This is a genomic window from Nonomuraea sp. ZG12, assembly GCF_052068115.1.
Classification (GTDB): domain Bacteria; phylum Actinomycetota; class Actinomycetes; order Streptosporangiales; family Streptosporangiaceae; genus Nonomuraea.
In genome coordinates this window covers 101,211-115,603 of sequence record NZ_JBQHCW010000022.1, presented here as the reverse complement: position 1 = coordinate 115,603, position 14,393 = coordinate 101,211, and the positions used below count along the sequence as shown (strand labels likewise).

Below are 14,393 nucleotides of genomic sequence, written 5' to 3'. Positions count from 1 at the left end.
TCGGTGATCGAGAGGGAGATTAGTGGCGCCACCGCACTTTTCATGATCGCACTCGGGCAAAAGCCGGAAGAGGCCTCGAATCTGGATCTGATTCTGACGCTAGAGGATGGATCGCAATGGAGTGCAACAGTTCTCACTCTGGCTGCAGTGAATGATATTTGGAAACGATGGGAAATCTCGGGAGAGGGCTTTGGTGGCAGATACTTCAACTGTCCCGACCTCTTGCTTGTGCGGGAAGCCGGAATCGATAGTATCTGCGAGGTTTTGGAAGGAATCCTGGCTACGGAAGGGCCGGAGGGGAACCTCGTACGCCTAGAAGACGATGATGAGATCGATTGACCGCTCGAGGGTAGTCTCAAATGGTAAGTGCATCACCTGTTGCATGAGAAGTTCGTGGAGTTTTCAGTTGGCGTTCTGAACCCAAAGGTTCGGCGAGATCGCTCGTTCAAATTCGCAGCATTTCGTTGAGCTGTTCCTGAATATAGCGGATAGATTCGCTCCTTTCGCGTGGCGAGGGCTCTCGATTCGTATTACGAGAGGGCTGGTTTTTCCTTTCCAGTTGTGGCGAAATGGATAAAATGAGGCAGGCTGGTCGGCGACGGTGAGAAGGCGTAGTCGCAGGCGTTTGGGTTCGTAGCGGTGGGCGTCGGTGCTGTGCAGGGCGAGCATCCGTTCGCAGGGAAGGGCGACGATCTCGAGCCAGATCTAGTTCTGGGGTGAAGTCGTGCAGGAGTAGGTTGCGCAGGTTGGTGCCCTTGGTGGCGCGGATGCGGCCTTCGGCGTGGGCACGGCCAGGTTGGTGTCGCGTGCTGCTTGCCGGAGTGCGAGATCACGACGATGGCGTCGAGGTCCACGATGAGCGGCTAGCCGTCGGTTCCGGGAGCGCGGTGACCGGCTGGGAGCCAGGTACGGTGGCGGGCGGTGGCAGGCGGTGGCTCGGGCGGCGCGGATAACTTTTCAGCGCTCGGGCCAGGTTGTCCGCCAAGCAGTTCGACGCTCAGCTCGCCCAGTTCAGCTCGTGTGCCCGGAGCTCAGGGCGGCGATCATGAACGAGTTGCGGTTGGCCGCAAAGGTTCCGCCAGATCTTGTACAGGGAGGCTGGCTGATCGTGGCGGCATGCTCGGATGCGGCTACCAAACAGGCCCACCGTTCCTATATCAAAGGATGACGCCCAGAGGTCAGGTGGAACCAGACCAGTCCGCCGGTCTCGTCGTGCTGGAATCCCCACTCGTCGGCGAGTGTGTCCACCAGCCACAGTCCTCTGCCTCCGTCGTCGGCGAGGGCAGGGGTGCGGACGGCGGGCGTGGTGGTGGAGGAGCCGGCGTCGGTTACTTCCACTTGGACGGTCGTGCTCAGGCGGGTGATCTGGACGGTCACCTGACCGGAGCGGCTGTGGCCGGAGTCGGAGTGGGTGACGGAGTTGGTGATGATCTCGCTGAGCAGGAGGAGGGTGTCGTCGAGGATCGGGGACGGGCCGCTGAGGGACAGCAGGGAGCGGGCCCAGTCACGAGCCTCGGGAACGGACCTCGGTGTCGCCGGGAACGACCGGCTCCAGGTGGCGTGTGGCGTGGTCGTGAACGCCGGCCGGGGTGAGTCGCAAGGGTGGAGCGGCCTGCTCATGCGTTCACCTCGGCCACGATGATGTCGGCGGCATTGGTGGCGTCGGCCAGTACCCAGGTGTCGCGCCGCCACAGCCGTGCCCACCACGGCCGCCAGGTGAACACCCAGCCGCAGTAGCGGCGGATCGCGGTGACCCGGACGGCGGTGCCGTTCATGGAGTGCATCTCCAGGACCGGCTGTCCGGTCACGGGAATGACGAGCGAGATGCGGATGCCCAGGCCGTGCAGGTCCCAGCCCAGGCGGGTCAGGTGGGTGAATCTCTCGTACGGTTCGCGCGCCGTCATGGTTCCGCCTTCCAGGTGCTTTCCAAAGGGTTCGGCCAGGGCGCGGAACAATTTCGCCGCTTATTCACTCCCGGCTATGGGAAGTGAGAGCCGGCTATTTAGCCTGTTGCCGAAAACGTCTGTGCTCAGGGTGCCTTCTTGGCTGTGGGGCCGGTGACCGAGTTGCCAGGCCAAGGCAGCATCGACAATGACAATCGTCTGTCGGGTGTGGTTTAAATGGTGTCAGCGACTGGAGATGTTTCCGTTTTCTGTTAATTGGAGGGAAATGTCATGCACGTGGTGCCGTCTCTCGACCCGGATTCGCCTCGCGTACGGTTCGGTGCCGAGTTGCGGCGGCTGCGGGAGGCTGCGGAGTTGTCGCAGGCTGCGGTGGCGTCCCGGCTCGGGTGTACGCAGACGCAGGTGAGCAGGTTGGAGAAGGCGACCCGTACGCCGTCGCGGTCCGATGCCGAGCGGCTGGATCGGCTCTTCGGCACATCGGCGGGCGTCTCCTTTGCCCGGATCTATCAGCGCATCGTCGCCCAGCCGGGCAGTCCGATGTGGTTTCGGAACTGGGTCGAGGAGATCGAGCCCACCCTCCTCGTCCTACGCTCCTGGGATCCTCTGCTCATCCCCGGCCTCCTCCAGACCGAGGCATATGCCCGTCATATCTTCAGCATGGAGCCACGAGTCAGCTCTGACGAGGCGAAGCAGAGGGTCGAGGCCAGGATGCGGCGGCAGCGCATACTCGACCGAGACAGGCCGCCGCTGATCTCTGTGCTGTTCGACGAGGGCGTGCTGCATCGCCGGGTTGGCGGACCAGAGGTGATGCGTGAACAGCTTGATCGCCTGCTGGAGGTGGCAGCGCATCCGTCTGTCTTCATCCAGGTCGTCGACCCGGAGTGCCTCCCGGGCCTGGCGGGTGCCTTTATGATCGCCGAGCTCCCGAATGGGCAGCCTGATGTGATCAGCTCGGATGCACCGGCGCAGGCACAAATCACCGCCGATCTCGACATTGTGACCTCGATTTGGGAGCGCTATGAGGCCATCCGGCTATGGGCCTATCCTGAGCGCGTATCCCTCCAAATGATTGAGAAAGCGAGATCCGCATGGACCTGAGCGATGCCGTGTGGCGGAAGTCGACGCGATCTTCCGGCAACGGCGGTCAGTGTGTCGAGATCGCCATGAACCTTCCCGGGGTGGTCGCTGTCCGCGACAGCAAGGACCCGGACGGCCCCAAACTCCTCTTCACCCGCCCCGAGTGGAAGGCGTTCGTCCACGGCCTCAAGGCCGGCGACTTCGACACGCCGGCCTGACGTTCGCCCTTGGCTCTCCGCCTCAACTTTTGCCGAGTGGCGAGGGCCATGGCGGCTCTTCGAACTTGATCGGGGTCGCGGCCTGAGCCCAGGGCTCCCTACTGTTGCTCCCGAGCCCCCCGCAGCTCAAAGTCATCCCAGGCGGTCTTCAGCACCGACTGACTGTCCTTGGGCGTACGAGCGAACACCCCCACCTTGCCGTTACCGATCCCGTTAGGGTCGTCCGCTCGCTGCACCTGCTCCCCGTTCACCCACATGGTCAGCCGCACAGCCGACCCCGTCTGCTCACAGGCCGCCTCGATCCGCACCTTCCCCTTCAGGTCCCCAACCTTGACCGGCTGGGTGAGCGTCCCGCCCGACCCCCCGTAGATCCGCCGGATCCGAGCATTACCCCCGGTGTCCAGCCCGAACTCGTAATAACTCTTGTCATCGGCCGCATGGCAGTAAACGCCGTACTCCCCGGACCCCGTAACTTCCTTCACCTCAGCACTGACGGCCACGAGCACCGTCTCCGGCAGCATCGGCGTAGGCGTGGCGGACGGATCGGGCGTGGTGGTGGGCTTCTTGACCAGGAACGGGATGGCGGCCTCCGCCCAGCGCTCCTCGTAGTCCTTCTCCACATCCAGCCCGTACGTGCCGTCGGTGCGGTAGCCGTAGCTGGTGGAGGCGTTCGGGTCGTAGGTGCCGTTCCAGCCGCCGGTGGTCTGGGTGAAGTCCTCCCGGTAGAGGACGGCGAGGTCGGGCGGCCCGCTGGAGGACAGCATCGCCCAGGCCGTCGTCGCGACGGCCACGACAAGGGCAGCCGCCACCGCGATCCCCGCGAAGAGCCTGCCCCGGTGCTTGCGTGGTGCCGCCTCGAGCACCGGCGTGGTCGCCTTCTGCCAGGCCACCTGCACCGTCTGGGCGGCCTGCTCGGGCGCCGCCGACCGCCCCACGAGGTGGTCGAGCAGCTGCTGCGCGGTCGGCCGCGTGGCCGGGTCCTTGTGCAGCGCCGCCATGACGAGCTCCCGCAGCCCAGGCTCGACGTCGTCGAGGTTCGGCTCGGTGTTGAGCACCTGGTACACGATCGCCGGCAGCGTCTCCCCAGGGAACGGCGAGCGCCCGCTGGCGGCGTACGCGATCAGACACCCCCACGAGAACACGTCGCAAGCGGGCGAGACGGGCTCACCCCGCAGCACCTCAGGAGCCATGTACCGGGGCGTTCCGATGAGCTCCCCGGTGCCGGTGACGCCGCCGAGGGTGTCGAGCGCCCGCGCGATGCCGAAGTCGATCACCCGCGGCCCGACGGGGGAGAGCAGCACGTTGGACGGCTTCAGGTCGCGGTGCACCACCCCGGCGCCGTGGATCGCGGTGAGCGCCGTCGCCACGCTGACGGCCAGCGCGTCCAGACTGGACCCGCGCAACGGCCCGGACTGCTGTACGGCCTGCTCAAGATTGGGACCCGGTACGTACTCCGTGACGACATAGAGCTGCCCGCCGTCGAGCGCGGCCTCCAGCACCGCGGCCGTACAGAACCGCCGCACCCGCCGAGCGGCGTCGGCCTCCCTGCGAAAACGCATGCGAAACTGCTCATGCTGGCTGAACTCCGGATTGATCACCTTGATCGCGACCTGTTGCCCGGAGGAGTCCTCGGCGAGATGAACCGTGCCCATCCCACCCTGGCCCAGCACTCGCAGCAGCCTGTAGCGCCCGATGTGGGATGTTTCACCGCTCACGGCGCGCTAGCTTACCTACATCTCCCTGCCTGACGTATGACCTCCACGATCAGCCAAGCGTTGGTTGACGGATTCCGCCCCTCGCCGGGCGCTGAAGATCGTGTCAGCCGTCCTTGGGTGGGCGGGGCTCGCTGTCGCGGATGTCGCGCAGGGTCGGCAGGCCGTGCTCCGGATGGACCACCAGGACGCGGCAGCCCGCCGACGTGGCGGCGGTGACGCCCGTGGGGCTGTCCTCGATGGCCACGCAGCGGCTCGGGTCGGCGCCGAGCCGCCGCGCCGCCTCCAGATAAGGGTCTGGGTACGGCTTGCCGCGCGTGGTGTCCTCAGCCGCGACGACATGCGCGAAACGGTGCCCGAGCCTCGGCAGCACCAGGTCGACGATGCTGCGCGGGGAGGCGCTGACCAGGGCGGTGGGCAGGCGGGCGGCGCCGAGTTCGCGCAGCAGGTCCGTCGCGCCCGGCATGAGCTCCACGCCCTGCTCGACGCGCTGGGCGAACGACTCGGTGAGGAGACGGATCAGGTCGGCGGTGGGCCGGGCGGTCGCGGAGCGTTCGGGGAGCCGAGGGGGCGGGGCGGGATCGGCGGACCGAGCGGTGGACAGGAGGTGGGCGGCCGTGTCCTCGACCGTGCGGCCGAGGACGTGCGGTGTGTCGGCGGGGCCCAGCTCGACGCCGAGCGTGCGCGCCACCGCCACCGTGGCCTGCCACCAGTGCGGCTCACTGTCCACCAGCGTGCCGTCCAGGTCGAACAGCACCGCCTGGAGACCACAAGACGGCTCGCCAGCAGGCAGGTCAGACGGCATCGGCGGGTTCGGAGACGGGGGCGGGGACCGTGACGGTGCGGGGCGCCACCAGGACCGGCCGTTCCACCAGCCGCACGGCCACCCGGGTGCCGGCCGCGAGCCGTACCGCCTCGTGGCCCGGCACGTCGGCGAGGACCTCGCCACCCGCCAGGGCCAGCCGCAGCCGGACGGACGAGCCGCGGAACGACGCGACCAGCACCTCGGCCTCGCCGTCCTCGGCGGGCGTGACCTGGACGGCCTCCGGACGGATGAGGACGTCCACCTCGGGGCTGTCGGGGGAGGGCCCGTCGATGGGCAGGGTGTGGCCGAGCACCGTGACGGTGCCCTCCGGCGCGGCCTGACCGGCCAGGTGGTTCATGGTGCCGACGAACTCGGCCACGAACGGCGTGGCGGGCCGGTCGTACACCTCGGCGGGCGCCCCCACCTGCTCCAGCCGCCCGTCGCGCAGCACCGCGACCCGGTCGGCGATCGACAGGGCCTCCTCCTGGTCGTGGGTGACGAAGATGGTGGTGATGCCGAGGTCGAGCTGGAGGCGGCGGATCTCCTCCCGCAGCGCGACCCGTACCTTCGCGTCGAGCGCGGACAGCGGCTCGTCCAGGAGCAGCACGCGCGGCTCCAGGGCGAGCGCGCGGGCCAGCGCGACGCGCTGCTGCTGGCCGCCGGAGAGCTGGTGCGGGAAGCGGTCGGCGTGCGCGGGCAGGCCGACGAGCTCCAGCAGTTCGTCCGCCTTGGCGCGCCGCACCGCCACCGGCACGCGGCGGACCCGCAGGCCGAAGGCGACGTTGTCGCGGGCGTTGAGGTTCGGGAAGAGGGAGTAGGACTGGAAGACCATGCCGGCGTCGCGCTTGTTGGCGGGGACGTCGGTGATGTCCTTGCCGTCGACGAGCACGGCTCCGGAGTCGGGCCGTTCGAACCCGGCCACGCAGCGCAGGGCCGTGGTCTTGCCGCAGCCCGACGGGCCGAGCAGCGCCACGAACTCGCCGGGCTCGATGGTCAGGTCGAGGCCGTCCAGCGCGACCGTCTTGCCGAAGATCCGCCGCAGGCCGCGGAACTCCACCTTGGACGTCATTTCTTCTCCCTACCGAAGGCGCTGGAGACCGCGAGCAGCAGCAGCCAGATGAGCAGCAGGCTGAGGATGGAGACCGCGACCGACACCTGGCCCCTGGAGCCGGAGATCGTCACGATCCACACCGCGAACGGCTGATAGCCGAGCAGCCTGGCCACGGTGAACTCGCCGAAGACCAGGGCGAGCGTCAGGAACGAGGCGCTGGCCAGGGCCGAGCGCAGGTTGGGCACGATCACCCGGAACAGCACATACGGCCACGACGCCCCCAGGTTGCGGGCCGCCTCCACGAGCGTCCGCACGTCCATGGTGCGCAGCCCGGCGTCCAGCGACCGGTAGACGAACGGCAGCACCAGCACGACGTACGCCAGCACCAGCACGATCGGGAAGGCCGGGTCCTGGACCGCGATGAGCGTGGCCCAGAACGGGGTCGGCGCGAGCACCTCGGCCCCGGTGCGCAGCGAGGTGCCGAGCCCGGCCACGAACGTGATCGGCGGCACCACCAGCGGCAGCGTGCACAGCACCTCCATCACCGGCCGCAGCCGCGGCGCGCTGAGCCGTACGGCCAGCATCGCCGGGAGCGTCAGCAGCAGGACCAGCACGATGGTGGCGAGCCCGAGCCCCAGGGAGAGCGCCAGGCTGGCGGCGAAGCCCTCGGCCGTGAGCAGCTCGCCGTAGGCCTCGAACGACACCCCGGTGGTGGGGGTGTAGATGGTGTACCAGAGGGAGGCGCCGAGGGGCACCAGGAAGTAGAGCGCGGCCAGCAGGAGCACGACCGCCCGCCAGACCCGCGGCCGGGCGGGCGGCCCGGCCGACGGCGCGACCAGCGGCTGCTCCAGGCCCGTCACCGCAGCCATCGGGTGCTCCTCCTCTGCAGCGGCAGGTAGACGGCCATCACCAGACCGGCGATCACGATCATGTCGAGGCTGAGCGCGAGCGCGACGTTCTCCTGGCCGATCAGCACGTCACTGGTCAGCGCGTTCGCGATCTTGAGCGTGACCAGCGGCACGACGGTGCCCGCGCCCATGGCCGCCGCCGTGGCGTAGGCGGCGAAGGCGCCGCCGAACAGCAGCACCACGCCGCCGAGCAGGGCCGGCGTCAGCACGGGCAGGCCGACGTAACGCCAGTAGTGCCAGGAGGTGGCGCCGTTGTTGGCCGCCGCCTCCCGCCACTGCGGCCGCAGCCCGTCCAGCGCCGGCGCCATGACCAGCACCATCAGCGGGACCGAGAAGTACAGGTAGACCACGACCAGGCCCCAGAAGGTGTACAGGGCGCCGGTGGGGAGCCCCAGCAGCCCGCTGACCACGCCGGAGTTGCCCAGCGTGGCCACCCAGAAGAAGGCCAGCGGGACGCCGCCGAAGTTGGCCAGCACGCCGGACGCCGTCAGCACCGAGTGGCGCAGCGCCGCGAACCTGGAGGTGACCACGGCGTAGGCGAGGAACGTGCCGAGCACGGCCCCCAGCAGCGCCACCACGGCCGACACCTGGACGCTGCCGGCGATCGAGGTGAGGTTGCCGCCCTCCAGGCTCTGGCGGACGTTCGCCAGCGTCGGCCGGCCCTGCGAGGTGAAGGCGCCCACCAGCAGGGCCACCAGGGGGAGGCCGAAGACGACGGCGTAGAAGGCGAGCAGGGGCAGCGCGCCTAGCCACCCCTTGGGCCGCCTCATCCGGAGATCGCGGCGTCCCAGCCGCCGGCCAGCTTGGCCTTGGCCGCGTCGACCTGTTCGGTCGTGGGGAAGGTCGGCGTGCCGTCCACCTTGGGGAGCGCCTCGGCGGCGGCCTTGTCCACGGTGCCGTCGGCCTCCATCACGGGCAGCAGGACCGGCCTGGCGAAGCCCTTCAGGTAGAGGTTCTGGCCTTCGGGACTGTAGAGGTACTCCTGCCACAGGCGGGCGGCGGCCGGGTGCGGGGCGTCCTTGTTGATGGCCTGGGCGTACATCTGGAAGTACTTGCCGTCGCTGGGCACGTTCACCTGCCAGTCGAGGCCCTTGGCGGCCATCTGGGGGGCGTAGGCGGCGTTGTTGTAGTCCCAGTCGATGCTGATCTGGGTCTCGCCCTTCTCGATCGTCGCCGGGGTGGTCTCGACCGGGTTGAAGTTGCCCGCCTCCTTCAGCTTCTTGAAGAAGTCCAGGCCGGGCTGGATGTCGTCGAAGGAGCCGCCGTTGGCGATCGAGGCGGCGTAGACGCCGGCGAAGGCCGAGCCGGACTTGGTGGGGTTGCCGTTCAGCGCGACCTTGCCCTTGTACTCGGGCTTGAGCAGGTCGGCGAAGCTCGTCGGGCAGGCGGTGATCTTCTTGGCGTCGCAGCCGATCGAGATGTAGCCGCCGTAGTCGTTGGTCCAGAGCCCGGTGGGCTCCTTCTGGCCTTCGGGGATCTTGTCGAAGGTCTGCACCTTGTACGGCGCGAACAGGCCCTCGGCGGCACCGCTGATCGCGAAGGACTGGCCGAGGTCGAGCACGTCGGGGGCGCGGTCCTGGCCCTTGCGGGTCTTGACGGCGTTGATCTCGTCGGCGCTGGCCGCGTCGGGGTCCTCGCTCTCGATCTTGATGCCGTACTTCGCCTCGAACGACTTGATGATCTCGCCGTAGTTGGCCCAGTCGGGCGGGAGCGCGATGACGTGGAGGTTGCCCTCCTTCTTGGCCGCCTCGACGAGCTTGTCGAGACCGCCGAAGTCGGCGGCGGAGGTGGCGGTGCGCGCGTTCACGCCGCCTTCCGCCGTCGACGTCTGCTGGGTGCCTGGCGCGGCGCCGCACGCCGCGGTGACTACGGTAAGGGCGGCGATGACGCCTGCCGCACGAGCGCGAGGTGTGAACACGTAGGCCTCCACTCCGGGGGTGTGGGAAGAATTTAAGGGAACTTGTACAAACAAGCGAGCCCCAGTAAGTCGCATATACATTGCTCTTTCGTGAACTGGGAGGGTCAGCATGGTGGCGCGCTATGAGCGGATAGCCGATGAGCTGCGCGACGAGATCCTCGCCGGCGTCCACCCGGTCGGCGCGCAGCTCCCGTCCGAGGCGGAGCTGGCCGAGCGGCACGGCGCGGCCAGGGGGACCGTGCGGCAGGCGGTCGCCGTGCTGGTGGCCGAGGGCCTGGTGGGATCCCGGCAGGGAGCCAGGCGCATCGTCCTCGGCAACGCGCGCAGCCAGAGCTTCGCCGAGCTGCACAGCTTCGCCCAGTGGGCGCGCGCCAACGGCTACCGGTTCGACGGTCAGGTGATCCGTCAGCACCGCCGGCCGCCGAACGCGGCCGAGGCCGCCCGGCTCGGCCCGGACGAGGTGCTCGACGTGCTGCGGCTGCGGTCGCTGGAGGGTGAACCGGTGCTGGTCGAGCGGACGGCGTACGCGAGCTGGATCGCCCCCGCGGTCGAGGCGCTGCCGCCGGACTGCGAGTCGGTCACCGAGGCGCTCTACGAGTCGGCCGCGCTGGTGTTCGCCTACGGCGAGCACCTCATCGACGCGGTCCCGGCGGGCGCGCAGGACGCGCGCCTGCTCGGAGTACGGCGCGGCAGCCCCCTGCTGCGCCAGCGCCGGATCACCACCACCTACGAGGGCCGGCCCGTGGAGTGCTCCGACGACCGTTACCGGGCGGGCAGCGTGGCCTTCAGCATCCGCAACTCGCTGGGCGCCAACCCTCTCGTCCGGCGAGCGGGCGACTTGCGTTTCGGTCCGTAAGAACATATGTTCGAGACATAGCAAGCACCCGTCTTCCCCCGGGTGGGTCAGCATCCGACCAGAGCCCCGGGGAGAAGCGTCTTGAGCAGACTCTATGGCGATCCGATAGAGGTGTGGACCAGGGACGGGGAGCCGACCCAGTTCGTCTGGCGCGACCGCCTCTATCTCGTCCGCCGCGTCCTCGACCACTGGGTGGTCGCGCGCGAGTGGTGGAAGACCGGCGAGGGCGATCCCGGTGAGCGCCGGTTCTGGCGGGTCGAGGCCAGCCCGGGTCGCGAGGTCGGCTCGTACGAACTGAGATTCGACACCGCCGGCAGCGGCTGGCTGCTCATGAGGGCGTGGGACTGATGGCGCCGCCGTTCCCGCACCTGAACGTGAGCTCCGCCTACTCGATGCGCTACGGCACCGCCTTCCCGCGGGCGCTGGTGTCGCGGGCGGCCGAGCACGGGATGGACATCCTGGCGCTGACCGACCGCGACGGGCTCTACGGCGCGGTCAAGCACGCGCAGGCGTGCGCGGACGCCGGTATCTCCCCGGTGTACGGCGTGAACTTCGCCCTCGCCGCCCCGGACCCCGGTCGGCGGCGGCCGCGGACCGGGCCTGACGCCCAGGACCGGGTGACGGTGCTGGCCCGCTCGCGCGGCTGGTCCCGGCTGGTCCGCCTGGTCACGGCCGCCCACTACGCGGGCGAGCGCGGCGAGCCGCGGGTGACCCGCGAGCTGATCGGCGAGTGGGACGCCGACGGCGACGGCGGGCTGGTGGTGCTGCTCGGCCCCCGCTCCGACGTGGGGCGCGCGGTGGCCGCCAGACGCGACGACCGGGCCAGGATGCTGCTCGGCCTGTGGCGTTCGGTGCTGCCCGGCGTGGTGGTGGAGCTGGTCGACCAGTACGGCTTCCACGATGCCACCACGGCCCTGCGCATGCTCCGCCTGGCCGAGTCCGCGGACGTCCCGGCCGTGCTCACCAATGCCGTCAGATACCTGGACCCGGCCGACCACCAGGTCGGCGACGTGCTCGACGCGGCCCGCCAGCTCGTCCCGCTGCACCCGCGCCACCTGGAGCGCACCACCTCGCACGCCTACCTCAAGGGCGGCAAGGAGATGTGGCAGGTGGCCGCCAAGATCTGCGGCTCCGACGAGGGCCGGATCGGCCGCCTGCTGCACACCACGCGGCAGCTCGCCGAGACCTGCGCGCTCGACCCGGGAGAGCTGCTCGCGCTGCGCAAGGACCCGCCTGACCTGCACCTGCCGGAGATCGGCCGCGACCCGGTGCCGCTGCTGCGCCACCGGGTCGAGGACGGGCTGGCCGCGCGCGGCCTGGAGCGCTCCCGCGATGCCAGGGAGCGCCTCGCCGCCGAGCTGGACATCATCGAGCGCAAGCGCCTGTCCGGATACTTCATCGCCGTGGCCGGCATCACCGACATGATCCGCGAGATGGGCATCCGCTGCGCCATCCGCGGCTCGGGAGCGGGCAGCCTGGTCAACTACCTCATCGGCATCGGCGAGGTGAACCCGCTCGACCACGGCCTGCTCATGGAGCGCTTCCTGTCCGAAGGGCGCATCGGACTGCCGGACATCGACATGGACGTGGAGTCCGCGCGCCGGCTCGACTGCTACAAGGCGATCTTCGACCGGTACGGCGAGTCGCGGGTCGCCTGCGTGTCCATGATGGAGACCTACCGGGCCCGCAGCGCCATCCGCGACGTGGCCGGGGCCATGGGGCTGCCGCCGCACGAGATCGACGCCATCGCCAAGGCGTTCCCGCACATCAGGGCCAAGCAGATCACCGCCTCGCTGAGCGACCTGCCCGAGCTGCGCGAGAGCCGGCTCGGCGAGGCCGGGCTCGACCGGGTGTTCCGCCTGGCGGAGAAGCTCGACGGGCTGCCCAGGCACATCGCGCTGCACCCGTGCGGCGTGCTGATCGGCAACTCCGGGCTGCGCGACCGCACCCCCGTCGAACGCAGCCTGCTGGACTTCCCGATGTCGCAGTTCGACAAGGACGACGTGGAGGAGTCCGGGCTGCTCAAGCTGGACGTGCTGGGCGTGCGGATGCAGTCGGCGCTGGCTTACGCGCTGACCGAGATCGAGCGGGTGGACGACGTCGTGGTCAAGCTCGACGGCCAGAACGGCGCCGACCCCGGCGTCCAGTACGTCCCGCACGACGACCAGGCGACGTACGACATGATCTGCTCCGGCCGCACTCTCGGCTGCTTCCAGATCGAGTCGCCCGGCCAGCGGGAGCTGGTCGCCAAGCTGGAGCCGCGCACGATGCACGACCTCATCGTGGACATCTCCCTGTTCCGGCCGGGGCCGGTCAACTCCGACATGGTCACCCCCTACCTGGAGGCCAGGCACGGCTGGCGGAAACCGTACTATCCGCACGAGAAGCTGCACGGCGCGCTGAAGGAGACGCACGGCGTGGTGGTCTTCCACGAGCAGGTGCTCAGGATCATCGAGGTGATGACGGGCCGGGACCTGTCGTTCGCCGAGATGCTGCGGCGCGCCCTCGGCACCCCGGAGGGCCGCGACCGGGTGCGCAAGCACTTCGTGCCGCTGGCCAAGGCGAACGGGTTCGACGACGAGGCCGTCGAACGGGCCTGGAAGGTGCTCGACGCGTTCGGCGGGTTCGGGTTCTGCAAGGCGCACGCGGCGGCGTTCGCGCTGCCCACCTACCAGTCGGCCTGGCTCAAGCGGCACCACGCGGCCGCGTTCTTCGCCGGGGTGCTGACGCACGACCCCGGCATGTACCCGCCGCGCGTCATCATCGACGAGGCCCGGCAGTGCGGGGTGGAGATCCTCCCGCTGGACGTGAACAAGTCCGCCAAGGACTGGCGGGTGGAGCGGCTCGGCCCGCGCGTCCAGGTCCGGGTCGACCCCGCCGGGCTGGGCGAGGCCGACCTGCCCAGGCGGCTCAGGGACTTCCGGATCTCCGAGATCGGCAAGGGGTACGCGCTGCGCGTGCCGTTCTCGGCGATCAAGGGGGTGAGCGAGGCGGAGGTGGAGCGCATGGTGGCGGGCCGCCCGTACACCTCGCTCGCGGACTTCTGGGACCGGGCCCGCCCCTCCCGGCCCACCCTGGAACGGATCGTCCAGGTCGGCGGGCTGGACGCGCTGCACCACCTGCGCCCCGGCGGCGGCGACCGCTGGCGGCCCGGCGAGCTGACCCGGCGCGACCTGATCGCCCAGGTCGGCGTGCTCGAACGGACCTCCGCCAGCGGCGTCCAGTCAGGACCGCGCACCTCCAGGCGCTACACACCGAAGCCGGTTACGGACCGCCGCCTGGCGGCCGTGCAGCTGCCGCTGGGATTCGCCGAGCACATCGCGCCGGGTGAGCTGCCGGAGATGACGGAGACGGAGATGGTCGAGGCCGAGCTGGAGATCCTCGGCATGGACATCAGCCGCCACGTCATCAGCTTCCACGACGAGCTGCTCGACACGCTCGGCGTGACCCGCGCCAAGGACCTCCTCGACCTGCGCAACGGCGCCGAAGTGCTGGTGGCGGGGGTTAAGGTGGCCACCCAGACACCGGCCATCCGCTCCGGGCAGCGGATCATCTTCGCCACCCTCGACGACTCGACGGGACCGGTGGACCTGACCTTCTTCGAGTCGGTGCAGGGCCGGTGCGCGTCGACGGTGTTCGGCTCGTGGCTCCTGGTCGCCAGGGGAGTGGTCCGGCGCACCGGCACCCGGGCGGTCTCCATCCGCGCCCTGGACTGCTGGAACCTGGTGGACCTCGACGCGGTGTGGCGCTCTCGCGGCCCCGACGCGGTCCGCGCCCTGCTCGCCGAGAGCACCGGCGACGCCGGCGGCGTGGGCGGACGCGCCATCGAGTACGCCAACGGCTTCAGGCTCTCGCCCTACTCCGACCTCGGCCCGGCCATCACCACCCCGCCCCGCGCCCTCTGGCACGCCAGCCAGGGCAGCTCCGGCCCCACCGCGGCCTGA

At 69.6% G+C, this 14,393-nt stretch carries 14 protein-coding genes; 6 read left to right on the top strand and 8 right to left on the bottom strand.

Annotated features, from left to right (window positions below):
• Positions 1-3: 3 nt before the first annotated feature.
• The gene (locus tag ACTMTF_RS38505) at positions 4-339 is read left to right on the top strand and encodes a hypothetical protein (protein ID WP_441115070.1); all 336 of its coding nucleotides are present in this window, start codon (positions 4-6) and stop codon (positions 337-339) included.
• An 813-nt stretch (positions 340-1,152) separates the two neighbouring features.
• Here the strand turns inward: ACTMTF_RS38505 and ACTMTF_RS38500 are convergent.
• Together ACTMTF_RS38500 and ACTMTF_RS38495 are read right to left on the bottom strand one after the other, a co-directional pair.
• Positions 1,153-1,620, bottom strand: a complete 468-nt coding sequence (locus ACTMTF_RS38500; protein ID WP_441115069.1) for an ATP-binding protein — start codon at positions 1,618-1,620, stop codon at positions 1,153-1,155.
• Positions 1,617-1,904 (bottom strand): hypothetical protein, encoded by a 288-nt coding sequence (locus ACTMTF_RS38495; protein ID WP_441115068.1) that lies wholly within the window; start codon positions 1,902-1,904, stop codon positions 1,617-1,619. The genes ACTMTF_RS38500 and ACTMTF_RS38495 overlap by 4 nt, the downstream gene beginning before the upstream one ends.
• Positions 1,905-2,174: 270 nt before the next feature.
• Between ACTMTF_RS38495 and ACTMTF_RS38490 the strand changes: the two genes are divergently transcribed.
• Complete coding sequence (locus tag ACTMTF_RS38490; protein WP_441115067.1) at positions 2,175-3,002, top strand: helix-turn-helix domain-containing protein; 828 nt, start codon at positions 2,175-2,177, stop codon at positions 3,000-3,002.
• The gene (locus tag ACTMTF_RS38485; RefSeq protein WP_441115066.1) at positions 2,993-3,199 is read left to right on the top strand and encodes a DUF397 domain-containing protein; all 207 of its coding nucleotides are present in this window, start codon (positions 2,993-2,995) and stop codon (positions 3,197-3,199) included. The genes ACTMTF_RS38490 and ACTMTF_RS38485 overlap by 10 nt, the downstream gene beginning before the upstream one ends.
• A gap of 98 nt (positions 3,200-3,297) precedes the next feature.
• Here ACTMTF_RS38485 and ACTMTF_RS38480 read toward each other — a convergent pair whose 3' ends face one another.
• From ACTMTF_RS38480 to ACTMTF_RS38455, 6 genes are all read right to left on the bottom strand, one after another.
• Positions 3,298-4,914 carry a serine/threonine-protein kinase gene (locus ACTMTF_RS38480; RefSeq protein WP_441115065.1) on the bottom strand — a complete coding sequence of 539 codons (1,617 nt, stop codon included), beginning with the start codon at positions 4,912-4,914 and terminating at the stop codon, positions 3,298-3,300.
• A 103-nt stretch (positions 4,915-5,017) separates the two neighbouring features.
• Positions 5,018-5,668 (bottom strand): HAD family hydrolase, encoded by a 651-nt coding sequence (locus ACTMTF_RS38475; protein WP_441115064.1) that lies wholly within the window; start codon positions 5,666-5,668, stop codon positions 5,018-5,020.
• A gap of 37 nt (positions 5,669-5,705) precedes the next feature.
• Positions 5,706-6,785 (bottom strand): ABC transporter ATP-binding protein, encoded by a 1,080-nt coding sequence (locus ACTMTF_RS38470; RefSeq protein WP_441115063.1) that lies wholly within the window; start codon positions 6,783-6,785, stop codon positions 5,706-5,708.
• Complete coding sequence (locus ACTMTF_RS38465; protein WP_441115062.1) at positions 6,782-7,636, bottom strand: ABC transporter permease; 855 nt, start codon at positions 7,634-7,636, stop codon at positions 6,782-6,784. Before ACTMTF_RS38465 ends, ACTMTF_RS38470 begins: the two co-directional genes overlap by 4 nt.
• The gene (locus ACTMTF_RS38460; RefSeq protein ID WP_441115061.1) at positions 7,624-8,445 is read right to left on the bottom strand and encodes an ABC transporter permease; all 822 of its coding nucleotides are present in this window, start codon (positions 8,443-8,445) and stop codon (positions 7,624-7,626) included. The genes ACTMTF_RS38465 and ACTMTF_RS38460 overlap by 13 nt, the downstream gene beginning before the upstream one ends.
• Positions 8,442-9,593 (bottom strand): ABC transporter substrate-binding protein, encoded by a 1,152-nt coding sequence (locus ACTMTF_RS38455; RefSeq protein ID WP_441115060.1) that lies wholly within the window; start codon positions 9,591-9,593, stop codon positions 8,442-8,444. Before ACTMTF_RS38455 ends, ACTMTF_RS38460 begins: the two co-directional genes overlap by 4 nt.
• Positions 9,594-9,702: 109 nt before the next feature.
• On the opposite strand from ACTMTF_RS38455, the gene ACTMTF_RS38450 reads away from it, so the two are divergent.
• The 3 genes from ACTMTF_RS38450 (at position 9,703) to ACTMTF_RS38440 (ending at position 14,393) form a co-directional block, all read left to right on the top strand.
• Positions 9,703-10,449: a GntR family transcriptional regulator gene (locus ACTMTF_RS38450; RefSeq protein WP_441115059.1), complete on the top strand. Its 747-nt coding sequence runs from the start codon at positions 9,703-9,705 to the stop codon at positions 10,447-10,449.
• A gap of 81 nt (positions 10,450-10,530) precedes the next feature.
• Positions 10,531-10,797, top strand: coding sequence for a DUF6504 family protein (locus tag ACTMTF_RS38445; protein ID WP_397016410.1), 267 nt, complete (start codon positions 10,531-10,533; stop codon positions 10,795-10,797).
• Positions 10,797-14,393: a DNA polymerase III subunit alpha gene (locus tag ACTMTF_RS38440; protein WP_441115090.1), complete on the top strand. Its 3,597-nt coding sequence runs from the start codon at positions 10,797-10,799 to the stop codon at positions 14,391-14,393. The genes ACTMTF_RS38445 and ACTMTF_RS38440 overlap by 1 nt, the downstream gene beginning before the upstream one ends.